Source organism: Streptosporangium sp. NPDC050148, from assembly GCF_055586505.1.
The window spans coordinates 309,515-331,247 of record NZ_JBVJIA010000006.1; the positions used below are offsets into that span (position 1 = coordinate 309,515).

20 protein-coding genes, 2 tRNA genes and 1 rRNA gene are annotated in these 21,733 nt (G+C 70.5%); 16 read left to right on the plus strand and 7 right to left on the minus strand.

What is annotated here, in order from left to right:
* Positions 1 to 92: 92 nt before the first annotated feature.
* From ACZ6RT_RS09215 to ACZ6RT_RS09235, 5 genes are all read left to right on the plus strand, one after another.
* Positions 93 to 2,174: an ATP-dependent DNA helicase UvrD2 gene (locus ACZ6RT_RS09215; RefSeq protein WP_470152734.1), complete on the plus strand. Its 2,082-nt coding sequence runs from the start codon at positions 93 to 95 to the stop codon at positions 2,172 to 2,174.
* Entirely contained in the window at positions 2,171 to 3,037 is an 867-nt protein-coding gene (gene tesB, locus ACZ6RT_RS09220) for an acyl-CoA thioesterase II (RefSeq protein ID WP_470152735.1), read from the plus strand. The genes ACZ6RT_RS09215 and tesB overlap by 4 nt, the downstream gene beginning before the upstream one ends.
* A gap of 115 nt (positions 3,038 to 3,152) precedes the next feature.
* Positions 3,153 to 3,482: a hypothetical protein gene (locus ACZ6RT_RS09225; RefSeq protein ID WP_399187802.1), complete on the plus strand. Its 330-nt coding sequence runs from the start codon at positions 3,153 to 3,155 to the stop codon at positions 3,480 to 3,482.
* A 128-nt stretch (positions 3,483 to 3,610) separates the two neighbouring features.
* Positions 3,611 to 3,880 carry a WhiB family transcriptional regulator gene (locus tag ACZ6RT_RS09230; protein WP_329085648.1) on the plus strand — a complete coding sequence of 90 codons (270 nt, stop codon included), beginning with the start codon at positions 3,611 to 3,613 and terminating at the stop codon, positions 3,878 to 3,880.
* A gap of 74 nt (positions 3,881 to 3,954) precedes the next feature.
* Positions 3,955 to 4,149 (plus strand): hypothetical protein, encoded by a 195-nt coding sequence (locus tag ACZ6RT_RS09235; RefSeq protein ID WP_399187800.1) that lies wholly within the window; start codon positions 3,955 to 3,957, stop codon positions 4,147 to 4,149.
* Positions 4,150 to 4,711: 562 nt separating this feature from the next.
* On the opposite strand, the gene ACZ6RT_RS09240 is transcribed toward ACZ6RT_RS09235, so the two are convergent.
* A complete protein-coding gene (locus ACZ6RT_RS09240) occupies positions 4,712 to 6,046 on the minus strand; it encodes an ABC1 kinase family protein (RefSeq protein ID WP_470152736.1) in 1,335 nt (444 codons plus the stop codon).
* 62 nt (positions 6,047 to 6,108) lie between these two features.
* Positions 6,109 to 7,209 (minus strand): ThiF family adenylyltransferase, encoded by a 1,101-nt coding sequence (locus tag ACZ6RT_RS09245; RefSeq protein ID WP_399187796.1) that lies wholly within the window; start codon positions 7,207 to 7,209, stop codon positions 6,109 to 6,111.
* 259 nt (positions 7,210 to 7,468) lie between these two features.
* Between ACZ6RT_RS09245 and ACZ6RT_RS09250 the strand changes: the two genes are divergently transcribed.
* From ACZ6RT_RS09250 to ACZ6RT_RS09260, 3 genes are all read left to right on the plus strand, one after another.
* Positions 7,469 to 8,254 (plus strand): enoyl-CoA hydratase/isomerase family protein, encoded by a 786-nt coding sequence (locus tag ACZ6RT_RS09250; RefSeq protein ID WP_470152737.1) that lies wholly within the window; start codon positions 7,469 to 7,471, stop codon positions 8,252 to 8,254.
* A gap of 141 nt (positions 8,255 to 8,395) precedes the next feature.
* On the plus strand, positions 8,396 to 8,929 hold the full coding sequence (locus tag ACZ6RT_RS09255) for a M48 family metallopeptidase (RefSeq protein WP_399187792.1): 534 nt from the start codon (positions 8,396 to 8,398) through the stop codon (positions 8,927 to 8,929).
* On the plus strand, positions 8,926 to 9,525 hold the full coding sequence (locus ACZ6RT_RS09260) for a DUF2064 domain-containing protein (RefSeq protein WP_470152738.1): 600 nt from the start codon (positions 8,926 to 8,928) through the stop codon (positions 9,523 to 9,525). The genes ACZ6RT_RS09255 and ACZ6RT_RS09260 overlap by 4 nt, the downstream gene beginning before the upstream one ends.
* Positions 9,526 to 9,667: 142 nt before the next feature.
* Here the strand turns inward: ACZ6RT_RS09260 and ACZ6RT_RS09265 are convergent, their stop codons facing one another.
* The 3 genes from ACZ6RT_RS09265 to ACZ6RT_RS09275 form a co-directional block, all read right to left on the minus strand.
* Entirely contained in the window at positions 9,668 to 10,690 is a 1,023-nt protein-coding gene (locus ACZ6RT_RS09265; protein WP_470152739.1) for an endonuclease/exonuclease/phosphatase family protein, read from the minus strand.
* Between the two features lie 182 nt (positions 10,691 to 10,872).
* Positions 10,873 to 11,418 (minus strand): NUDIX hydrolase, encoded by a 546-nt coding sequence (locus tag ACZ6RT_RS09270; protein WP_470152740.1) that lies wholly within the window; start codon positions 11,416 to 11,418, stop codon positions 10,873 to 10,875.
* Positions 11,415 to 12,701, minus strand: coding sequence for a zinc-dependent metalloprotease (locus ACZ6RT_RS09275; protein ID WP_470152751.1), 1,287 nt, complete (start codon positions 12,699 to 12,701; stop codon positions 11,415 to 11,417). Before ACZ6RT_RS09275 ends, ACZ6RT_RS09270 begins: the two co-directional genes overlap by 4 nt.
* Positions 12,702 to 12,831: 130 nt before the next feature.
* On the opposite strand from ACZ6RT_RS09275, the gene ACZ6RT_RS09280 reads away from it, so the two are divergent.
* The 7 genes from ACZ6RT_RS09280 (at position 12,832) to ACZ6RT_RS09310 (ending at position 20,061) form a co-directional block, all read left to right on the plus strand.
* Complete coding sequence (locus tag ACZ6RT_RS09280; RefSeq protein WP_470152741.1) at positions 12,832 to 13,920, plus strand: NAD-dependent epimerase/dehydratase family protein; 1,089 nt, start codon at positions 12,832 to 12,834, stop codon at positions 13,918 to 13,920.
* Positions 13,921 to 14,096: 176 nt separating this feature from the next.
* Complete coding sequence (locus ACZ6RT_RS09285; RefSeq protein WP_399187781.1) at positions 14,097 to 14,522, plus strand: molybdenum cofactor biosynthesis protein MoaE; 426 nt, start codon at positions 14,097 to 14,099, stop codon at positions 14,520 to 14,522.
* Between the two features lie 92 nt (positions 14,523 to 14,614).
* On the plus strand, positions 14,615 to 15,661 hold the full coding sequence (locus ACZ6RT_RS09290; protein ID WP_470152742.1) for a YlbL family protein: 1,047 nt from the start codon (positions 14,615 to 14,617) through the stop codon (positions 15,659 to 15,661).
* Positions 15,662 to 15,988: 327 nt separating this feature from the next.
* Entirely contained in the window at positions 15,989 to 18,940 is a 2,952-nt protein-coding gene (locus ACZ6RT_RS09295) for a UPF0182 family membrane protein (protein ID WP_470152743.1), read from the plus strand.
* 74 nt (positions 18,941 to 19,014) lie between these two features.
* Positions 19,015 to 19,088, plus strand: a tRNA-Met gene (locus tag ACZ6RT_RS09300).
* Between the two features lie 243 nt (positions 19,089 to 19,331).
* Positions 19,332 to 19,408 (plus strand) — tRNA-Met (locus ACZ6RT_RS09305).
* Between the two features lie 224 nt (positions 19,409 to 19,632).
* Positions 19,633 to 20,061: a PH domain-containing protein gene (locus ACZ6RT_RS09310; protein WP_470152744.1), complete on the plus strand. Its 429-nt coding sequence runs from the start codon at positions 19,633 to 19,635 to the stop codon at positions 20,059 to 20,061.
* Between the two features lie 220 nt (positions 20,062 to 20,281).
* Here ACZ6RT_RS09310 and ACZ6RT_RS09315 read toward each other — a convergent pair whose 3' ends face one another.
* Positions 20,282 to 20,515, minus strand: a complete 234-nt coding sequence (locus ACZ6RT_RS09315) for a hypothetical protein (protein WP_399187773.1) — start codon at positions 20,513 to 20,515, stop codon at positions 20,282 to 20,284.
* 53 nt (positions 20,516 to 20,568) lie between these two features.
* On the minus strand, positions 20,569 to 20,979 hold the full coding sequence (locus ACZ6RT_RS09320) for a hypothetical protein (RefSeq protein WP_344893562.1): 411 nt from the start codon (positions 20,977 to 20,979) through the stop codon (positions 20,569 to 20,571).
* 675 nt (positions 20,980 to 21,654) lie between these two features.
* Here ACZ6RT_RS09320 and ACZ6RT_RS09325 point away from each other — a divergent pair.
* Positions 21,655 to 21,733: ribosomal RNA gene (locus tag ACZ6RT_RS09325) — 16S ribosomal RNA — on the plus strand; the annotation flags it as partial.

The following is a 21,733-nucleotide window of genomic DNA, read 5'->3' on the forward strand; positions in this document are numbered from 1 at the left end:
TTGCCAGAATGAGCGGTGCCGGCCGGCGGCTGGGAGGATGGGGCCGCCCGGTCCGTACGACCGCGTGTGTTCGACTGCGTGAAGGAGCCTCCGTGGAGCCCGACGACGTCCTGGCGGCACTGGACCCCGAGCAGCGTGAGGTGGCCGAGGCCGTCCGGGGACCGGTCTGCGTCCTCGCCGGAGCGGGCACGGGCAAGACCCGCGCCATCACCCACCGCATCGCGCACGCGGTCCGCAGCGGGGTGGTCGACCCCCAGGGCGTGCTGGCCGTGACGTTCACCACACGCGCGGCCGGCGAGCTCCGCCAGCGGCTGCGGCAGCTCGGCACGCCGGGCGTGCAGGCGCGCACCTTCCACGCCGCGGCGCTGCGCCAGCTCACCTACTTCTGGCCGCGCGTCATCGGCGGGGACCCGCCGAGGGTGATCGAGTCGAAGCTGCCGCTGCTGATCGACGCCTGCCGCTCCCTGCGCAGGAACCAGGACCGCTCGGAGCTGCGGGACATCGCCTCGGAGATCGAGTGGGCCAAGGTCACCCAGATCGGCCCCGAGGACTACGTGGCCGCGGCCAGGAAGGCCGGGCGGACGCCGCCCGTCCCGGTCGAGGAGGTCGTCCGGCTCTACGACGAGTACGAGAACCTCCGCCGCGACCGGCACCTGGTCGACTTCGAGACCATCCTGGAGCTCACCGCCGCGGTGATGACCGAGCACCGCGAGGTCGCCTCGCAGATCCGCCAGCAGTATCGCTACTTCGTGGTCGACGAGTACCAGGACGTCAACCCGCTGCAGAAGCTGCTGCTCGACACCTGGCTCGGCGGCCGCGACGACCTGTGCGTGGTCGGCGACCCCAACCAGACGATCTACTCCTTCACCGGCGCGACCACCCGCTACCTGACCGGCTTCCCGGTCGAGTACCCCGACGCCACCGTGATCAGGCTGGTCCGCGACTACCGCTCCACCCCCCAGGTCGTCTCGCTGGCCAACCGGGTGCTCGAAAAAGCGCGCACCCCGCACAAGCTCGCCCTGATCGCCCAGCGCCCGGACGGCCCCGAACCGGTCTTCACCGAGTACGACGACGAGACCGCCGAGGCCGAGGGCGTGGCCCGCGCGGTGCGCAAGCTCGCCGACAGCGGGGTGCCCACCCGTGAGATCGCCGTGCTCTTCCGGGTCAACGCCCAGTCCGAGGCCTACGAGCAGGCCTTCGCCAAGGCCGGCCTGCCGTACGTGCTGCGCGGCGCCGACCGGTTCTTCGAACGCCCCGAGGTGCGCCAGGCGGTCGTGCTGCTGCGCGGCGCCGCCCGCTCGGCCGAGCCCGGGGACACCCTCGCCTCGACCGTGCACCACATCCTGTCCGGCATCGGCCTCACCCCCCAGCCCCCCGGGGGCGGCAAGGCCCGGGAGAAGTGGGAGTCGCTCAAGGCCCTGGCCGACCTCGCCGAGGACCTGGCCGCCGCCGGAGCGGACCTGCCGGCGTTCGTGGCCGAGCTGGAGCGCCGGGCCAGCGAGCAGCACGCGCCGCCGGTCGAGGGGGTCACCCTCGCCTCGCTGCACGCCGCCAAGGGCCTGGAATGGGACGCGGTCTTCCTGGTCGGCGTCACCGAGGGCATGCTGCCGATCGTCTACGCCGAGACGCCCGAGCAGATCGAGGAGGAGCGCCGGCTGCTCTACGTCGGCATCACCCGGGCCCGCGCCCACCTGGCGCTCTCCTGGGCGCTGGCGCGCTCCCCGGGGGGCCGGCGCTCCCGCAGGCCCTCCACCTTCCTGGACGGCCTCACCGGCCGTTCCCCCCAGGCCCGCTCCGCGCAGAAGGGCCGCGCCGGGTCCTCCCCGTCGGATCGCCGCCGGGTCGCCTCGCCGATCAGCTGCCGGGTCTGCGGCAAGACCCTGGCCGTCGCCGCCGAGCAGAAGCTCGGCAGGTGCGCCACCTGCCCCGCCGACCACGACGAGAGGCTGCTCGACGAGCTCAAGACCTGGCGTACGGCGGTGTCGAAGAACGAGAAGCTGCCGCAGTGGGCCGTCTTCACCGACATCACCCTCCAGGCCATCGCCGAGCGGGCCCCCCTCTCGGAACAGGACCTGCTGGCGATCACCGGAATAGGACGCGTCAAACTGGATCGCTACGGCGAAGCGGTGCTCGAACTGTGCCGCACCGCCGCGAACCGGACGGAGGACGCGTGAACGAGGCGCTCAAGGAGCTCCTGGACCTGCTCGACCTGGAGCAGATCGAGCTCGACATCTTCCGGGGCCGCAGCCCCGAGGAGCGTATCCAGCGTGTCTTCGGCGGCCAGGTGGCCGCCCAGGCACTGGTCGCCGCGGGCCGGACGGTGCCCGATGACCGGAACGTCCACTCGCTGCACGCCTACTTCATCCGGCCGGGCGACCCGGCCATCCCGATCGTCTACAACGTCGAACGGGTCCGCGACGGCCGTTCCTTCACCACCCGGCGGGTGGTGGCCGTCCAGCACGGCAAGGCCATATTCACCATGTCGGCCTCCTTCCACGTGACCGAGACCAGCGTCGAGCACCAGGCGACCACCATGCCCGAGGTGGTCGACCCGGAGACCCTGCCGCTCTTCCGGGACCGGATGCTCCAGGTCGTGGGGAACGACTCGCCGATGCGCGAGTGGCTCGCCAAGCCCAGGCCGGTGGACGCCCGCTACGTGACCCCCCTCACCTGGGAGGCCCACCGCGACCCGGAGCTTCGCGGCTCCAAGACCAACGTCTGGTTCCGCTACGACACCGAGCTGCCCGACGACCCCCTGCTGCACGTCGTGCTGGCCGCCTACGCCTCCGACTTCACGCTCGTCGACACCGTGCTGCTCACCCACGGCCTGGCGTGGGGCGCCTCCAACCTCTCCGGCGCCTCCCTGGACCACGCGATGTGGTTCCACCGCCCCTTCCGGGTGGACGAGTGGATGCTCTACGCCCAGGAGTCGCCGTGGTCGGGGGCGGCGCGGGGACTCGCCAGGGGCGAGATGTTCACCCGGTCCGGAGACCTGGCCGTGTCGGTAGTTCAGGAGGCCATGATTCGCGTGAGATAGTCGCAACACCGCAGGTAGAAAATATGTTGCCCACTTCCCCGGCAGGGGTTTAGGGTCATGGTCATGCAAGTCGGGCTCTACTGTCCGACGATCAACGAATGGAGGTGAGTCCGCTGTGAAAAGCATCCTGATGCCGTCCCAGATGGGACTCGCTTCCGCGCGCCGTAACACCGTTCTGCCCTGCGCCGTCCGGACCCTCCTCACCGTTGGTGCGGCAGCTCCGGTTTCGCAGGACGATTCTGCCCACTTCCAGATCGAAGCCCGACGCTGGGCCACGCCCGCCGCCTTCCCGGCGACGGTTGCTCCGGCGACGGCCAAGCCGGTGGCGTTCGTCCCGGCTGCCGAGACCCGGGTGGGCGACAGCTACGCAGCAATGACCCAGCACATCGGAAACGGTGGACTGCGCGGTCCGCAACCCTGGAGGCATCCTCCGGTCATGACCTGACCGAGGAAAAAAGCCTTCAGGCCGCGGATCCGCACCAGGATCCGCGGCCTTCTTGTTTGTCCGCGTCGTTCCTGACCCCCACCCCAAGAGGTAACCAAAGATCAACGCCTAGCTGAGAGGTGAAACAGATGGGGGCCCAGACGGTCATGGACCTGATCGACGAAGCCACAATCCCCTGTCGTACCGACCCCGACCTGTGGTTCGCCGAGTCCCCGGAGGACGTGGAGTTCGCCAAGGCGCTCTGCGGGGGCTGCCCGATCCGTGAGGCCTGCCTGGCTCGCGCTCTGGAGCGCGAGGAGCCGTGGGGGGTCTGGGGTGGCGAGCTCGTCCTGCGTGGGGCGATCGTCCCCCGGAAGCGTCCGCGCGGGCGTCCGCGCAAGAACCCGGTCGCTGCCTGAACGACCCGGTCACCGACCGGTACCACCGAGAACCCGATCGACCACCACAGAACGTTCCCGAAAGGATCACTCTGATGAGCTACCTCTCCACCGGCGGCCTCGACCTGTCGTCTATGCACCAAGAACTGGTCCGGGACCGAATACAAACCCTCCACCGTGAGGCGGAGGAACATCGCAGGGCGGCCGGTCTCCAGCGCCTCCGGCGCGCCGAGCGCGATGCGGAGCGCGCCTCGGCCCGTCTGCGCACCGCGATCCTGCGCCTCATCTGATCCGCGTCTGATCAGCGTTTGATCAGGGAGGATCGGCTGAGGCGTAGGCGGAGGCATAGAGGAACATAGAGGGACAGCATGATGATCGAGGGGTGGCCCGCACCGGGGTCGCCCCTCGATCGTTTTCGTTTCCCTCGGATGAGCCTTCCGGATCACCCTGGGTCTCACCCCGAGCCGTACATCACCGCGCGCCGACGTCCCAGGTAGGACGTCCCCCGAGGCCTCCCGATCTCCCGCGGCTCCGGGCGGTGACCCGGTCTCCCGCGGCTCCGGGCGGTGACCCGGTCTCCCGCGGCTCCGGGCGGTGACCCGGTCTCCCGCGGCTCCGGGCGGTGCCGATGCCCCAGGCGGGACGTCCCCCGGGGCCTCCCGATCTCCTGCGACTCCGGAAGGTGACCCGATCTTTCGCGGCCCCGGGCGGTGACCCGACGCCGCCCCGCCACCGGCCCTTTTCGCCGGGGGCCGACCCGGAGCCGACCCGGAGCCGACCGAGAGCCGGTCAGGCCCTGACCGAGCCCTGATCGGGCCCGATGGCCCGCCGTCGCCCGGTCATCGATCTCCCTCAGGCGTTCGTGAGGGGCTCCCCGGTGTCCTCGTCGGCGAAGCCGGGCACCCAGCGGATGACCTCCTCGCGGAAGCGGGCGGTCGCGCCGAGCTGGCAGAGCACACCGACCCCCGCCGCGTGCACCCGATGGATGAGGACGTAGGAGGGGGGCAGGTTGAGCTGGCGCACCACGTTTCCCGGGCGCAGGTCGGTGGCCGTCGCGGCCTGCCGCTGGAGCCATTCCCTGCTGAAGGAGAACTCCTCGACCTGGGTCGGCTCGACGTAGGGGGCGAGGAAACCCCGCAGGGCTTCGACGTCGATCTCGATGTGCGGCAGGATGAACCCCTCGTCACGAAGGCCCCGCAGCACGGCCTCCATGTCGCCGTTGTTGAAGATCCTGGTCAGCTTCCCGAAGACGGGCGGGTAGCCGTCGGGCATCCGGTTGACCGCGCCGAAGTCGAGCACGCACATCCGGCCGTCCTCGACGATCCGGAAGTTGCCCGGATGCGGGTCGGCATGGAGCATGCCCACCCGTGCCGGCGAGGAGAACAGGAACCGGACGAGCTGGAGGCCGGCCCGGTCGCGCTCCTCCTGGGTGCCGCCGGTGATGATCCGCGACAGCGGGATGCCGTCGACCCACTCGGAGACGAGCACCTGCTCGTTGGCGGCGATGACGTCGGGGATCAGGAAGTCGGGGTCGTCCTTGAACTCCAGGGCGAAGGCGTGCTGCGCCTCGGCCTCGCGCAGGTAGTCGAGCTCCTCCGCCACCCGCTCGCGCAGCTCGCTCAATACGGCCTTGATGTCGAGGCCCGGAAGGAGCACCCCGAAGAGCTTGCCCAGACGGGCGAGCTGGTTGAAGTCGGAGAGCAGGGCCTTCCCCGCCCCCGGATACTGGATCTTGACCGCGACCGTGCGGCCGTCGTGCCAGACGGCCTTGTGCACCTGCCCGATCGACGCGGCCGCGGTCGGGGTGTCCTCGAACGACAGGAAGTTCTCCCGCCAGTCGTCGCCCAGCTGCTCGATCAGGACCTTGTGCACGGTCGCCGCGGGCAACGGCGGGGCCGCGTCCTGAAGCTTGGTCAGGGTCGCCCGGTAGGGGCCGGCGACCTCGGCGGGCAGTGCCGCCTCGAAGATGGAGAGCGCCTGGCCGAGCTTCATCGCCCCGCCCTTCAGCTCTCCGAGGACCTTGAAGATCTGCTCGGCGGTGCGTTCCTGGATCTCCTGGGCGACGATCTCGGCGGACTTGCCCCCGATCCGTTTCCCCAGGCCCATGGCGGTGCGGCCGGCGAACCCGATGGGAAGAGCCGCCAGCTTGGCGGAGCGCGCAACGGCGCGGCGCGGAAGGTCACTCACCTTGATTAGCGGCGTGTCCCCCGTACAGCGAGACGCCGCTCCCTCCCTTCGCTGTGGTGTCGTCAGCGACAGGTGGCCGACGCGACCATTGTTAGCGAACCCAACTCGTTTCGAAAGCAACGACATTGAGGATGAACACTCCAGGATCGCCTCTTCCAGCTCCAATCTGGCAATACTTCTACTGTGCTGTTGGTCACAGCCGGTTCGCAGCCGTCGATCAGGGCGAGCGCGTGACCGGCGGCGGACGCCGCCACCAGCGCCGACAGCGCCGCCCCGCACGCGTGCTCTCCCGCGGGGAAGCCTCCGAGCCGGGCACTGACGACCGGCCAGCCGGGGTCGCGATCCCGCCGGGTCAGCTCCAGGCAGTTCAGGCAGGTGCTCCGCCCGGGCAGCACCAGCGGGCCGACCGAGCCCGACCCCTCGAAGGCGGTCACCAGAAGGTGCGGGATCTCCCACTCCAGCAGCTCCCTGACCAGGAGGCCGTCCAGCGGCACCACGGGCGCGAGCACCGCCAGGTCGGGCGGCGGGGCTCCGTCGGACGGCCGTGCCGCCCCGTCGCCGGTCCACGCGGTGATCCCGGGGGCCAGCCTCCTGGCCACCGCGACCGCGCCGTCCTGCCTGCTCATCCCCACCTCCGGCCAGCCGAGCCCGCCGGGCACGACGTCCCGGCGCCGGGCCGTGCCGGGATCGACGACGCAGAGGTGACCGATGCCCGACGCGGCGAGCAGGGCGACGACCTGCGCGCCCACCCGGCCGGCCCCGTAGACCCGGATCCGGGCCCGGCGCCTGCGTTCCAGCGTGGAGAGCCCGCCGTCGATCGTGCCGGGGGAGAGGGAGAGCGCGTCGAGATCGGGCTGCAGCCGGTCGCGTTCGGCGATCTCGAGCGTGCGCAGCGGACCGGGACCGGCGGCCGCGTCCTCCACCACGCCCCGGCTGACCAGCAGATCGAGCAGGACCCGGCCGTTCTCCTCGCCCAGCCCCGCCGCGGCGGCACCGGCCAGCACGCCCGCGACGTCCCGTACGCCGTCGAGGCTCTCCACCCAGCGGCGGACCTCGGGATCGAGATCGGTCAGCATCACCGAGTGCCGTGAGTGCAGGCCGAACTGCAGGGTGCGCCCGTCCCGGGCGACACGTCGCAGGGCCGGCTTCAGGCGTGGTCTCATCGAAGGGTCCTTCCTGGTCGGGGGGAGGAAGGCCCGCTGGGAGATCCATGAAGCGGGCCGGGCGTGCAGCGTGCCACGCCCACGGAAGATCCCGGACGACTTCTCCCCGGCCTGTGGATAACTTTCCACCCCTGAACACCCGGGCACCCGGACCCCCGGACGCCAGTGGACGCCCGGACGCCCGGACGCCCATGGACACCCGTGCACGCCAGCGGACGACACCCCCGGCGCCGGCCGGTCGTGGGTTACGCTCCCCGGCATGGACGAGCTCTTGGTCGAACGGCACGACGACGGTGTCGTGGTGCTCACCCTGAACGCCCCCGACCGGCGCAACGCGATGACCGACGGGATGACCGCCCGCTGGCGGGAGACCATCGCCGGGCTCGCGGCCGACGAGGACCTGCGGTGCGTGGTCGTCACCGGGGCAGGGAACGCGTTCTGCTCCGGAGGGGACCTGTCCTGGCTCGCCGAGCGGGGCGCCGAGGACGTGCCCGCCCTGCGCGAGCGCATGCTCGGTTTCTACCGGACCTGGCTGGCCGTCGCCGACCTCGAGGTGCCCACCCTGGCCGCCGTCAACGGGGCGGCCGTCGGAGCGGGTCTGTGCCTGGCCCTGGCGTGCGACCTGGTCTACGCCGCCGAGGAGGCCAAGCTGCTCGCCCCCTTCACCTCGCTCGGCCTGCACCCGGGCATGGCGGCCACCTACCTGCTCCCCAGGGTGGCCGGTGTGGGCCTGGCGAGGGAGATATTGCTCACAGGCCGGACCCTGACGGGCCGCGAGGCGGCGACCGCCGGGCTGGTGACCAGGGCTTTCCCCCGCGCGTCCCTGATGGCCGAGGTGATGGAGATCGCGTCGCGCACCGCGGCCAACGCCCCGATCGCCACCCGGCTCACCAAGGTCGCCCTGGCCGGCGGCGGACACGCGGATCTCGGGGCCGCGCTGCGCTGGGAGTCCCTGGCGCAGCCGGTCACCATGGCCTCGGACGACATGATCGAAGGGCTGGCCGCCCAGAGAGAACGACGGCCCCCGCGATTCGGCAACGCGTGAGACGGCCGATATCCAGGTTAATTCGATAAGACGCGGCCATAGTCGATCACTCATGCCGAACAACCGGCGAACAGTGATTGACCAGCGGGAACGTGTTCTACCCTCTGGTGTGAATTCGCCATTCTCGGCTACCGTTCATATGTGCCCCCCGAGACAGTCGAGGTCCGCCGAAGTTCTCGCCGCCGGCGGACGGTTTCTGCGTACCGCGACGGCGAGAAAACGATCGTGCTCCTCCCCGCCGGTCTGAGCAGCACCGACGAGGAACAATGGGTGCGTCGCATGCTCGATCGACTCGCGGCCAAGGAGCAGCGCAGGCGTCCCTCGGACGACGACCTCCTCGAACGGGCCACCGACCTCTCGAACCGCTACCTGGACGGGCAGGCGACACCGTCGAGCGTGCGCTGGGTGGAGAACCAGCAGCACCGCTGGGGGTCGTGCACCCCCGACCACGGGACCATCAGGATCTCCACCCGGCTGCGGGGCATGCCGGCGTGGGTGGTCGACTACGTGATCATGCATGAGCTCGTCCACCTGCTGGTGCCGAGTCACGGCCCCCGGTTCTGGGCGCTGGTGGAACGTTATCCCAGGGCCGAGCGGGCCCGGGGCTTCCTGGAGGGGTTCTCCACCGCGACCCACGGCTTCCAGGAGGAGCACGGCTCCCCGGAGGAGTGGTGACGGAGGATCGGGTGGTGGCCGTCCTGGTCACGCCCTCGGCCGCGGCCGCGGCCCCTCCCGGTGTCGACGCCGCCGCCTTCCTGACGGCGGTCGCCGAGGACGCCTACGAGCTGGTCGCCGGGCTCGACTTCGTCTCCCCGGTCGTCGTCAGCAGCGTCCCGGGCATGGAGGAGATCGTCTGGCCGGGCACGCCGGTCGTGCGGATCCCCGACCTGTCCGGGGGCGCCCTGGTCCGGGCCGCCTTCGCGGCCCTGCCCCACGGCGAGCAGGCGGTGCTGCTGAGCGCGGACGCGCCCGACCTGCCGCCGCTGCTCATCGGCAAGCTCTTCCGCGAGCTCGGCCGGGCCCGGATCGCGGTCTGCCCGGCCGCGGGGGGCGGCGCCGTGGCGCTGGCCGCCCACCTGCCCTACCCGGCCTGGGCCGAGGCCGGCCTCGACGACCCCGATCCGGTCACCACGCTCCGTGCCTCGGCGCCCGGAAGGCGCATGGTCGCCAAGGGGCCCGGCTGGCACCGGCTGCGCACCCCCGCCGACATCGGCCTCCTCGATCCGGGCCTCGAGGGCTGGGACAACACCCGGGCCCTGCTGTCCGCCTGAGCCCTCCCGGGGCCGCCGGGACGAAGGCAGGACCATACGCGCGCCACGAAGCCCGCGAACGCCTCGTGGCTCGCCATGGCGCAGAAGCCCCGGCCTGCGCCGTCCACGGACGTCAGCGCCCGTCAGCGCCCGTCAGGGCTCGTCAGGACGCCTCGGGACGGGGGAGCCGCAGGTCGGCGAAGACGGCCCGATGATCGGTGCCGGGGACGGTGTGCACGCTGACCTCGTTCACGCCCACCCGCCGGTCCACCACCACGTGGTCGATCGTGATCAGCGGCGGGACGCGGTCGTTCACCGGCCACGTGGGGGTGAGCCCCTCCCCGGCGCCGTCGGCCGCGTCCAGGTAGCCACGGCCCAGGAAACGCCGCATCGCCGCGTGGTCGAGGCTGGCGTTGAAGTCGCCGGCCAGGATGCGGATCGTGCCGGGGACGGCCGACGGCAGCGCGTCCAGCGCCGCGGTCCAGTCGTACACCTGCCTGCCCAGCGGCGGGAAGGGGTGCACGTCGACGACCTCGACGGGCGGGGCGCCGGGAACGGTCATCAGGGCGGCGGGCATGTTGTGCCCGATCGCCTCGAACAGGCCCTTCCTGGCGGTGAGCGGATACCGGGCGTACAGGCCGCTGCCCCCGGCGCTCCACTCCGGTTCCAGCACCCGGTACGGCATGATCTCGCCCAGCCCGGCCGCGTCCAGCTTCTCGACCATCCCCGGGGTCAGCTCCTGGGTGCTGAGCACGTCGGGCCGCAGCCTCCTGACCAGGTCCATCACCGCGTCGGTCTCGGCGCGCCCGAACAGCGTGTTGATCGTCAGGACCCGCAGGGGCGTCCCGGCCACCGGCTCGGCGGAGCGGAAGGCCCGGGGCAGGACGCTGAGACCGAGCGCCGTGGTGGTGATCAGCGCGACCGCGGTCGCCGCCCGGTTGCGGGACAGCGCGGCCAGCAGCAGCGGCAGCAGCGAACCCGCCGCCACGTACGGGGTGCCCGTCATGAGCTGGGTGGTCAGCGAGTCGCGTTCGAGCCCGGCGACCCGGGCCACCGCCCAGGCGGCGAACGGCGTCACCGCGGCCCACGCCAGGGCACTGGAGATCCGCCAGCGCCGCCGGGGGCTTCCCGGGACGGGGCCCTTGGTCTTCCCGACACCCCTGTCGGCCACGATGTCCACGCTCACGGTGCCCCGATCCACTACGCCCGGCTGACGGAACGAAGATATCCAGCACAGGGTGAGACAAGCGTAAAACGGTCCAAGACCGGCGGAAGCCCGGCACATCCCCGAAACCGGCCCGCACCTGCTCCGGTCCCGAGCCCTGGGCCCGGCCGAGGCTCAGCCCGAGCCCTGGGCCCGGCCGAGGCTCAGCCGGAGCGCAGGACCTCGCGGGTACGGCGGACCAGACGCCGGGTCGCCTCGTCCGAGAGCTCGGGGATCTCCTCCACCGGGAACCAGCGCAGGTCGAGCGACTCGGCGCTGATCACCGCCTCCACGTCCGCCGGCGCGACCGCCCCGTACTCCACGTCCAGGTGGTAGGTGTGCGGGGGGTGACACCAGACCACGTGACGGTCGAGCGCCAGCGGGCCGGGCAGCAGCCGCAGCCCCGCGATACCGGACTCCTCGACCGCCTCCCGCAGCGCCACCGCCTCCAGGGAGGCGTCGGCGCGCTCGCAGTGGCCTCCCATCGGCAGCCACATCCCGGCCTTGGGGTGCAGCGTCAGCAGGACCCGCTCACCGTCGTGGGAGAGCACCGCGGTCGTGGCCGTCAGGTGGCCGCTGACGCACTCGCGCCACATCGCGTCCTCGTTGGCGTCCAGGTGATCGAGGAACTCCTTGCGGAGGATCTCCTCCTCCGCGGTGGGAGCCGCCCAGCCGGTGAGCAGGTCACGCGCTCCGGTGCGCAGGCTCACGCGCCGCCGTCCCTCCGGCCGTCCTCGTCCTCGTCGCCGCCCTTGCCGTCCTCGTCGTCGGCCTTGCCGGTCCGGTCCCCGGTGGCGTCCTCGCCGTCCCGCAGGGACGCCTCGAGGGACGACAGGTCCAGCTCGGGCTCGCCCCGGACGAACCGCTCGGGGGCCTCCAGGTCGTCGGCGGTGGGCATCAGGTCGGGGTGGTCCCAGACCGCGTCCCGGCCGTCCACGCCCCGGTCGGCCTCCAGGGCCTGCCACAGGACGGCGGCCTCGCGCAGCCGCCGGGGCCGCAGCTCCAGGCCGACGAGCGTGGCGAAGGTCTGCTCCGCGGGACCGCCGGTCGCCCTGCGGCGCCGTACGGTCTCGGCCAGGGCCGTCGCCGAGGGGAGCTTGCCCTCCGCGGCCCCGTCCACGACCGTGCCGACCCAGCCCTCGACCAGGGCCAGCATGGTCTCCAGCCGGGACAGGGCGGCCTTCTGCCGCTCGGTCTCCTCAGGCTTGAGCAGATTCCCGCCGCTCAGCGCCTGCTGGAGCTGCTCGGGGTTGTTGATGTCCAGGCCGCGGAGCTGCTCCTCCAGCGCGGAGGCGTCGACCGTGATGCCCCTGGCGTACTCCTCCACGGCGCCGAGCAGGTGCGCGCGCAGCCACGGCACGTGCTGGAACAGCCGGTGGTGGGCCGCCTCGCGCAGGGCGAGGTAGAGCCGGATCTCCTCCGCGGGCGTCTCCAGCCCCTGGCTGAAGGCCGCGACACCCCCGGGAAGCAGGGCGGCGCTGTCGGAGAGCGGCAGGCCGATGTCGGTGGAGCCGATCACCTCGAGCGCGAGCGAGCCGACGGCCTGGCCGATCTGCTGGCCGACCATCATGCCGCCCATCTGCTTCATCATGCCCATCAGCGGCCCGGCCATGGCCTGGGCCTCGGCGGGCAGGCCCGCGGCGCCGAGCGTGCCGCTCATGGTCTCGACCATGCGGGCGGCGATCGGGTCGCAGAGCTTCTGCCAGACCGGGACGGTCTTCTCGATCCACTCCGAACGGCTCCACGCCTGCGGGTTGTTCACCCCGCTCGGCAGGGCCGTGGCCTCGTTCAGCCATAGATCGGCCAGGTTGAGGGCGTCGACGATCTGCCGTCGCTCGCCCTCCATGACACTGGGATCGCCCTCGGCGACCACGACGTGCCGTGCGACGTTCTTCGCCATGTCCCAGTTGACGGGACCTGAGCTCGGCGGGGCGGAGAGCATGTCGGCGAACTGGCGCATCGCCGCCGCGATCTGCTCCGGGTCGCCGAACATGGCGAACGGGTTCTCGTTGGGGTCGTTTTCCCGACCTGGCAAGTCAGTCACCGCTCTACCTCGTGCAGGATGGAGGATGGACGATGGAGGAAGTCCACATCCGCCACGTTATCCGTCTCATGGCGGGTCAGTGCAAAGTGAGGACCCGGTGCCTACCTCGAAACGCTCCCGGCCCCCCGTCGTCGCCGTCACCGGCGCGGCCTCGGGCCTAGGCCGCGCATTCCTCACGAAGGTCGCCTCGTCTGCGGATTTCCGCAGGGTCGTGGCCATCGACGAGCAGCGCGGCGACGTGCCCGACGTCACGTGGCGGGTGATCGACGTCCGAGATCCGCTCTTGGCGAACCGCATATCTGACATCGACGTCCTCGTCCATCTCTCGGTCGACTACACCCTCGGCGCCGACCCGGCCGAACGGCGCGCCTACAACCTGCGGGCCGCCCAGACGGTGCTCACCGCCAGCGCCGCCGCCCGGGTGCGGCGGGTCGTCCTCGTCACCAGCGCCATGGTGTACGGGGCCGCTCCCGACAACCCCGTCCCACTGCCGGAGGACTCGGCGGTCGCCGCCGAGTCCGACACCGGCGTGGTCGGCGATCACCTGGAGATCGAGGCGCTGGTCCGGCGCTCCCTGCGCAGCCATCCGGGTCTCGACGTGACCGTGATCCGGCCCGCCACCGTCGTCGGCCCCGGCATCGACAGCGTGCTGACCCGCCATTTCGAGTCCCCCCGGCTGCTGACGGTCAAGGGATGCACCCCCCGCTGGCAGTTCTGCCACGTGGACGACCTGGTATCGGCGCTGGAGATGGCCGCGCTCGGCACGGTCTCCGGCGTGGTGGCCGTCGGCGGCGACGGCTGGCTGGAGCAGGAGCAGGTCGAGGAGATCTCCGGGCTGCGCCGGCTGGAGCTGCCCGCCGGGCTGACCTTCGGCACCGCCCAGCGCCTGCACCGCATCGGCGTCACCCCGGCCCCGGCCACCGACCTGCACTATGTGGTCTACCCGTGGGTGGTCGACTGCGCTGCGCTGCGCGAGGCCGGCTGGAGACCGCTGTGGACCAACGAGGCCACGTTCAAGCAGCTCCTGGAGCTGCGCGGCGGCAGGCACACGGTGGTGGGCCGCAGGCTGTCGGGCAAGGAGGCCACGCTCACCGCGGCCGGCGCCACCGTCGCCGTCCTGGGCACCGCGGCGATCGTCCGCGCCGCCCGCAAGAAGCGCCGCACCTGACGGCCGCGGAGCAGGGCGGCACGGGCGGTCGGGACGAACGCGGGGCAAGGTCACGGGGGAGCGCCGGGGACGCGGCCGGCGAGAAAGGCGGCGGTGCCCGGAAGGCCGCCCCGGGAGGGGATAGGGGCAGGATGCGCTACCGGGGGCCGTTTCTCCGGGGCGGTACGCTTTGGGACGTGGACGTCATCCGGCTGCTCGACATTCGCGACGACGCGCTCTCCGTGGACGAGGTGCTCGCCGCCGTCGGCGACCACGCCGCGGGCGGCACGGCCGTCTTCATCGGCACGGTGCGGGACCAGGACCACGGCAGGCCCGTCACGGCCCTGTCCTACTCGGCCCACCCGAGCGCCACCGACGAGCTGCGCCGGGTGGCCGAGAAGATCGCCGCGGACTTCCCGGTGACCGCCCTGGCCGCCGTGCACCGGGTCGGCGACCTCAGGCTCGGTGACATAGCGGTGGTGGTCGCCGTGGCCGCCCCCCACCGGGGCGAGGCGTTCGAGGCCTCCCGCAGGCTGATCGACGACCTCAAGGCCCAGGTCCCCATCTGGAAGAACCAGCTCTTCACCGACGGATCCTCGGAGTGGGTGGGGGCCTGCGAGTGAGATCGTCCACCGGATCCGCCGGGTTCGCGGCCTTCGGCGCGGCGGTGCGCGGGTGCGGTGTCCGGACCTGTCGTACGGCATAGGCTTTGTCCATGTCCCGACGAGCGCTGACCCTGATGGTGGCGGGCTTCCTCACACTCACGCTCGCGCTGGTCGGCGCCTTGTTGCCGGTGCCGTACGTGGTGCTGAGCCCGGGGCCGACGGAGAACACCATCGGCGAGTTCGGCGGCAAGCCGGTGATCAGCATCGAGGGGCGCCCGACGTACCCGACCGACGGCAAGCTCAGCCTCGTCACCGTCGCCTACCAGGGCGGGCCGGGCACCAGGATCGACCTGTTCAGCGCGCTGCGCGGATGGATCGACCCCACCATCGCGGTCGTGCCGGAGGAGACGATCTTTCCTCCGGCGACCACCGCGAAGGAGGTCGAGGAGCAGAACACCCAGGAGATGACCGGCTCCCAGGACGACGCCACCGCGGCGGCGCTGACCGAGCTGAAGATCCCCTACACCTCGGTGGTGACGGTGAACTCGATCGAGAAGGGACTGCCGGCCGACGGCCGGTTCAAGAACGGGGACGAGATCGTCTCGGTGGACGGCACGCAGGTGGCCGAACGGGAGACCGTCTCCACCACGGTCCGCCGCCACAAGCCCGGCGAGCAGGTCTCCTTCGTCGTCAGGCGCGGCGGGCGGAACGTGACCGTCGACGTCCCGACCACGGCCGGCAAGGACGGCACGCCCATCGTGGGCATCACCATGCGCGTCGGGTACCGCTTCCCCTTCACCGTCAAGATCAACGTCGGTGACGTGGGCGGGCCGAGCGCGGGGATGATGTTCTCCCTGGGCATCGTGGACAAGCTCACCCCCGGGTCGATGACCGGCGGCACCTCCATCGCCGGGACCGGGACGATCACCTCCGAGGGCGACGTCGGGGCCATCGGCGGCATCCAGCAGAAGATGGTCGGCGCCAGGAAGGCCGGCGCGACGGTCTTCCTCACCCCCGCCGACAACTGCGCCGAGGCCGTCAGGGCGATCCCGGACGGGCTCAGGCTGGTCAAGGTCGACACCCTCCACGAGGCCGTACGGGCGGTCGAGGCGATCCGCACCGGCACGGGCACCGTGCCGAGTTGCCCGGCCGGCTGACCTTTCCCGTCCCGCGTCCGCCCTGCCGGACCTCTCCGGCCGCCGCCCCCTCCGGTCTCGTGTCCGCTCCGCCGCGGCGACCCGCGCGGCAGGTCCGTCGGCCCCCCGGAAGGCACGGCTTCATTCCGAAGCGCGCCACGGGGCACTCATCGGGCCCCTCGTACGTTGGGACCGGTGGACCCGAGACCGTGCGGGGGTTGTGGCCGGACCGTGCCCGAGAGGCTGAGCCCGCCCCAACTCCCGCCGGTGTAGGTTGCCAGACACGGACCGTGCTCTTACGACAAGGGGTTGGCCTTGAGCTTCCGGACCCCCGGAGCCGGCAGGGCAATGCGCTTGCCCCGCCGGCCGCGACTGCTGCTTCCCGTCGCGATCGCGCTGGTCGCGATAGTGGCGTTGTTCTTCCTTTTCGCCGGTATCTTCACTGATTACCTCTGGTACGACTCGGTCGACTACACGACCGTCTTCTCCGGTGTGATCGTCACGCAGATCCTGCTGTTCGTGGTCGGTGCCCTGCTGATGGTCGGCATCGTCGGCGGCAACATGCTGCTGGCGTACCGGATGCGGCCGATGTTCGGGCCCGGGATGTTCGGCGGCGCCAGCGGCGCCGACCGGTACCGGATGGCCCTCGACCCGCACCGCAAGCTGATCTTCCTGATCGGCGTGGCGATGCTCGGCCTGTTCTCGGGATCCACGTTCTCGAGTCAGTGGAAGACCTGGCTGGAGTTCGTCAACGCGACGCCGTTCGGCGAGACCGACGCGCTGTTCAAGTGGGACATCTCCTTCTTCATGTTCACCTATCCCTTCATCCGGATGGTGCTGAACTTCCTGTTCGTCGCGGTGGTGCTGTCGGCCCTGCTGGCGGCGGTCGTCCACTACCTGTACGGCGGGTTCCGGCTCCAGTCGCCCGGGGTGCACGCCTCGCGCGGCGCCCGGGCGCACCTGTCGGTGCTGCTGGGCGTCTTCGTGCTGCTGAAGGCGGTCGCCTACTGGGTCGACCGGTACGGGCTGGTCTTCTCCGACCGGGGATTCAGGCACGGCGCGTCGTACACCGACGTGAACGCGGTCCTGCCCGCCAAGACCATTCTGGCGATCATCGCCCTGATCTGCGCCGTCCTGTTCTTCGCAGGGGTCGTGCGGCCCGGTGGCATGCTGCCCGGGGTCGGCTTCGGCCTGCTGGTGCTCTCGGCCGTCCTGATCGGCGGGGTCTACCCGGCCCTGGTCGAGCAGTTCCAGGTCAAGCCGAACCAGCAGGGCAAGGAGCAGGAGTTCATCAAGCGCAACATCGACGCGACACGAAAAGCCTACGGCGTCAACGGCGCCGAGGTGATCGACTACACGGCTCAGGGCGACCCGAGCAAGGTCAACGTCACCGCCGACAGCTCCATCTCCGGCGTGCGCCTGCTCGACCCCAGCCTGGTCGCCAAGACCTACCAGCAGAAGCAGCGGATCCGCGGTTACTACGACTTCCACGAGCCGCTCGACGTCGACCGCTACCCCGACGCGGACGGCACCATGCGCGACACCGTCGTGGCCGTGCGAGAGCTCACCGGCCCCCCGGCCGAGCAGAACAACTGGATCAACCGGCACCTCGTCTACACCCACGGCAACGGCTTCGTGGCCGCGCCCGGCAACGAGGTCGACAGCGAGGGCCTGCCCAACTTCGACGCCAAGGACATGCCGGTCACCGGCGCCCTGGTGGAGCGGACCAAGCTCACCGAGTCGCGGATCTACTTCGGCGAGGCGCCCGGCTCCACCGAGTACGTCATCGTCGGCGGCACCGGCCAGCAGAAGCAGGAGCTCGACTACCCAGAGAGCGGCGGCACCGGCCAGAAGAACACCACCTACGACGGCAAGGGCGGCGTCCCGGTCGGCTCGTTCCTCAACCGGATGCTCTACGCCGCCAAGTACAGCGAGATCAACCTGCTGCTCTCGGGCGACGTCAACGTGAACTCCAAGATCCTTTACGAGCGCAACCCGCAGGAGCGGATCGCCAAGGTGGCGCCGTTCCTGAGCCTGGACGACAACCCCTACCCGGCCATCGTCGGCGGCAGGGTCGTGTGGATCGCCGACGCGTACACCACGTCCAACGCCTACCCGTACTCCCAGAGCAAGAGCCTGGAGGCGATGACGCGGGACACCATCACCGACCCGCGCCTGGTGGTGCCGCAGCCGCGCGACCAGATCAACTACATGCGCAACTCGGTGAAGGCCGTGGTCGACGCCTACGACGGCACCGTCAGCCTGTACGCCTGGGACGAGAAGGACCCCATCCTGCAGACCTGGCGCAAGGCCTTCCCGGGCGTCATCAAGCCGCAGACGCAGATGTCCACCGAGCTCAAGCAGCACCTGCGCTACCCGGAGGCGCTGTTCAAGGTCCAGCGTGACGTGCTCTCCCAGTACCACATCGCCGACCCGAACGCCTTCTACAGCGGCCAGGACTTCTGGAACGTCCCGAACGACCCCTCCTCGGGCGAGCAGAACGTCAAGCAGCCGCCGTACTACCTGTCGGTCAAGATGCCGAACACCGCGGCACCGTCGTTCTCCCTGACGACCACGTTCGTGCCGCGCCAGGGACCCAACCTGGCGGCGTTCATGGCCGTGGACGCCACTCCCGGGCCCGACTACGGAAAGCTGCGCATCCTGCGCATGCCCTCCAACACCACGATCCCGGGTCCCGGCCAGGTGCAGAACAACTTCCAGAACAAGTTCTCCGGCGAGCTCAACCTGCTCGGACTGGGCCAGGCGAAGGTCCGCTACGGCAACCTGCTGACCCTGCCCTTCGCCGACGGCCTGGTCTACGTCGAACCGGTCTACGTGGAGATCGCGGCCGCCTCCGGCCAGGAGCCGTACCCGATCCTGCGCCGGGTCCTGGTGGCCTACGGCGGCAAGGTCGGCTCGGCCGACACGCTCAAGGGCGCGCTCGAACAGGTCTTCGGGGGCGGCACCCAGACCGTGCCGCAGGAGACCAAGCCCAACGAGAACCAGCAGGCGGAGACCAAGCCCACGGGCGAGCTCGCCGTGGCCATCGACGAGGTGCAGAAGGCCTACGACAAGGCACAGAACGCTCTCAAGGAGGACCCGCCGAACTGGGTCGAGTACGGCACCGCCCAGAAGGAGCTCCAGGCGGCCCTGGAGAGGCTCAAGGGCCGCGCCGCGGCGGCGGGAGCGACCCCCACGCCGTCACCGACGTCCGGGACACCCGCGCCCTCGGCGTCCCCGTCGGTGTCCCCGTCCGCGCCCCCCGCTCCCTCGGTGACACCCTCACCGTCACCGAGTTAGCGGAGGTCATCGGGCCGGGCGTCATCTGATTCGCGTCCACCCCCAAAGCCGGGTAAGCTTCAGGCATACACCGACGCGGGGTGGAGCAGTTCGGTAGCTCGCTGGGCTCATAACCCAGAGGTCGCAGGTTCAAATCCTGTCCCCGCTACGAACGAGACCCCGGTCGCCGGAAACGGCGACCGGGGTCTCTGCATTTCCTGGTCTTTTCCCGCACTTCCGGTCAATCGTGACAGTGCCCCGTTCCGCGGCCGGCCGCCCCTGTGCGTGCCGGGCTCCACGTTCCCGTCGGGCCCTGGGCTCGCGGTTTCTTCCCGGCGCCTCTTCCGGCGCGCTCGTTCCCGCTCCGATTTGCCGTCGCGACCGAATTACGGATAGTCTTTGAACACACCGACGCGGGGTGGAGCAGTTCGGTAGCTCGCTGGGCTCATAACCCAGAGGTCGCAGGTTCAAATCCTGTCCCCGCTACCAGAGAGAGGCCCGGATCTCACAGAGATCCGGGCCTCTCGGTTTTTCCACCCCTATCCTGCCCTGTCGGCACCTACGGACACCCGGCCCCGCTTCAGGCATACAGGTCTCTCCCGCGTGCCGGCGGGAGCCCCACCCCCGACCGTCCCGGCGCCGGACACGGATCATGCGGGCGCCGACCGCTCCGGGACGGCACGCGGCGGGTGGCCGAGAGGTAGCGTGCCGCTGTGAGTGAAACGTCCGGACCGGTCCTGCGCTGGCGCGTACGCCGCGATCTCCTCATCATCAAGGCCGCCGCCGCGCTCGCCCTGGCGGTACTGACCGTGCTGAGCCTCGGCGACCTCCGCGGCATGCTCCTGGCGGGCACCGCGTCCCTGGTCATGGGAGTCCTGGCGGTCCGTGACGTCCTGGTCCCGGTACGGCTGACGGCGGACGGGGAGGGCCTCGTCGTGGTGAAGGGGTTCGCCGGATCCGAACGGGTGCCCTGGAGAGCCGTCGAGCGCATCCGCGTCGACAGCCGGACACGCTTCACCTCGCGTACGGAACTGCTGGAGATCGACACGGGGGAGGGCATCCACCTGCTCAGCCGGTTCGACCTGGGGGTTCCGTGCCAGGAGGTGGCCGAGAAGCTCCGCTCGTTCCGTACGGGGACGTAGACCGTTCGGTGGCGTGCCCCTTCACCTGCCGGACGACACGCGGGCATGGCAGGGAGAGACGGGACACCGAAGAGGGCCGCGGGACGGGAGCCGGAAGGCGCGGCCGGGAAGGCGGTTCTCGCTCGCGTCCCCGGGAATCGCCTGCGCGGACTCCGTCCGGTGGCATTCGCCAGGTCCAGGCCCCAGGCCCTGAGACTGGGCCTTGAAGTCAGGTCCAGCCTCAGGCTCTGGCGCGTACCCGGCGGTGTCTGGGCACGAAACCGGGCTTGGGCCGGCGGACCAGCAGGCTCGCCTTGTAGAGCGCCCAGCAGGTGAGGAAGAGCCCGAAGGAGACCTGCCCGACCCACGCCCAGGTGGCGGTCTCGACGGCCGCGAACATCACTACACCGGTCCAGACAAAGCCGAAGACGCCCACGAGGGTCGCCGCAGCCCAATTCAGCCCTCGCTGCAACATGCCCGAAGTCTTACAGATCTTGGTTCAAGCCCAGGTCAATGACGCGGAACGCCTCATCGCGGAAGGCTGCGACTTGCTCCCGCGCACCGGCGTGCGCGAGCTCCACCGGTGGTCATCGGGGTCACCCCGAGAGGGTTCTCCTCAAGGGAGGCCAGAAGGGCCGCGGCGGTACGGGCGTCGGCGAGGATCCGGTTCACCTCGTCCTCGGACCGGGGCAGCTGGCCACGCTTGGCGAGCTCGTCGGTCAGGAAGGTCAGGGGCTCCGGGTAGCCGGCCTCCTGCGCGGCGACGGTCGCCCGAGCCGCGGTGAGGAGACGCAGATAGTAGGCGCGGAGGGTCGCCTCCCGCATGTGTGCGTCTTCGAGATCGTTCAGCAGAGACCTGGCGACCCGGAGAAGGTCGCCCGGATGATCGGCCTCCGCGTTGATGTGCGCGCGGATGTCGTCGAACTCCGAGCGGGTCATGGTGCTCACCTCCACGGCGGAGTCAGGATCCTGACCCTCGTGCCTACTTCGTATCCAGAGTCGATTGCGAACGGCTTGACGTCTGGTTGCGCGCCTGGGCTTCCTACGTCTCTCTGAGACGCGCGAAGTCCGGGGAAGGTTGGCAAGTTGTCTCTGTGACATGAGAGTCCTGATAGTGTTCACCACGCAGGACGACGAGCCCCCGGGTCATCACTCCCGGGAAGGCGGACTGTCCGGCGATCCCCTCCTCTGATCATCTCCCTTCGTCGGGACGTTCGCGTCGCGCCGGAGTCCGGCTGGACATCGGCCGGATGCTGGAGTAAGTTAGAGGGGTTGCCCTGGAAGCAGGGCGGGCGACATTCTAGTGGTCTCGGTGGGTTCGGGTCGAGGGTCGGGAAAACCGACAGTTTGACACGAATCACGCGGATTCACTAGAATGGTAGTACGAAATGGAACGCCCCTGGCGGTCGGCCTGAACGGGTCCGGTTGACCGGGTGTACGCGTCCGTTTCTTGAGAACTCAACAGTGTGTTAAAAGCCAGTGCATGAAGCACAACCCTGTCCTAACCACCCTTGCGGGTGGGGGACGGATTCCTTTGGTTGAACATCCATCGCGTTCCCGGACCTGTTCGGGGATGGTGGTGGGCTTTCAGCCGGGTAAGGACTGTTCAGACATTGTTTGGAGAGTTTGATCCTGGCTCAGGACGAACGCTGGCGGCGTGCTTAACACATGCAAGTCGAGCGGAAAGGCCCTT

What these genes read in the sequence shown, in the direction of transcription:
- ACZ6RT_RS09245 (WP_399187796.1), bottom strand. Translation starts at nt 7,209, where the DNA reads ATGAGACCACGCCTGAAGCCGGCCCTGCGACGTGTCGCCCGGGACGGG.
- ACZ6RT_RS09250 (WP_470152737.1), top strand. Translation starts at nt 7,469, where the DNA reads ATGGACGAGCTCTTGGTCGAACGGCACGACGACGGTGTCGTGGTGCTC.
- ACZ6RT_RS09320 (WP_344893562.1), bottom strand. Translation starts at nt 20,979, where the DNA reads ATGACCCGCTCGGAGTTCGACGACATCCGCGCGCACATCAACGCGGAG.
- ACZ6RT_RS09275 (WP_470152751.1), bottom strand. Translation starts at nt 12,701, where the DNA reads ATGTTCGGCGACCCGGAGCAGATCGCGGCGGCGATGCGCCAGTTCGCC.
- ACZ6RT_RS09295 (WP_470152743.1), top strand. Translation starts at nt 15,989, where the DNA reads ATGCGCTTGCCCCGCCGGCCGCGACTGCTGCTTCCCGTCGCGATCGCG.
- ACZ6RT_RS09235 (WP_399187800.1), top strand. Translation starts at nt 3,955, where the DNA reads ATGAGCTACCTCTCCACCGGCGGCCTCGACCTGTCGTCTATGCACCAA.
- ACZ6RT_RS09290 (WP_470152742.1), top strand. Translation starts at nt 14,615, where the DNA reads ATGTCCCGACGAGCGCTGACCCTGATGGTGGCGGGCTTCCTCACACTC.
- ACZ6RT_RS09315 (WP_399187773.1), bottom strand. Translation starts at nt 20,515, where the DNA reads ATGTTGCAGCGAGGGCTGAATTGGGCTGCGGCGACCCTCGTGGGCGTC.
- ACZ6RT_RS09230 (WP_329085648.1), top strand. Translation starts at nt 3,611, where the DNA reads ATGGGGGCCCAGACGGTCATGGACCTGATCGACGAAGCCACAATCCCC.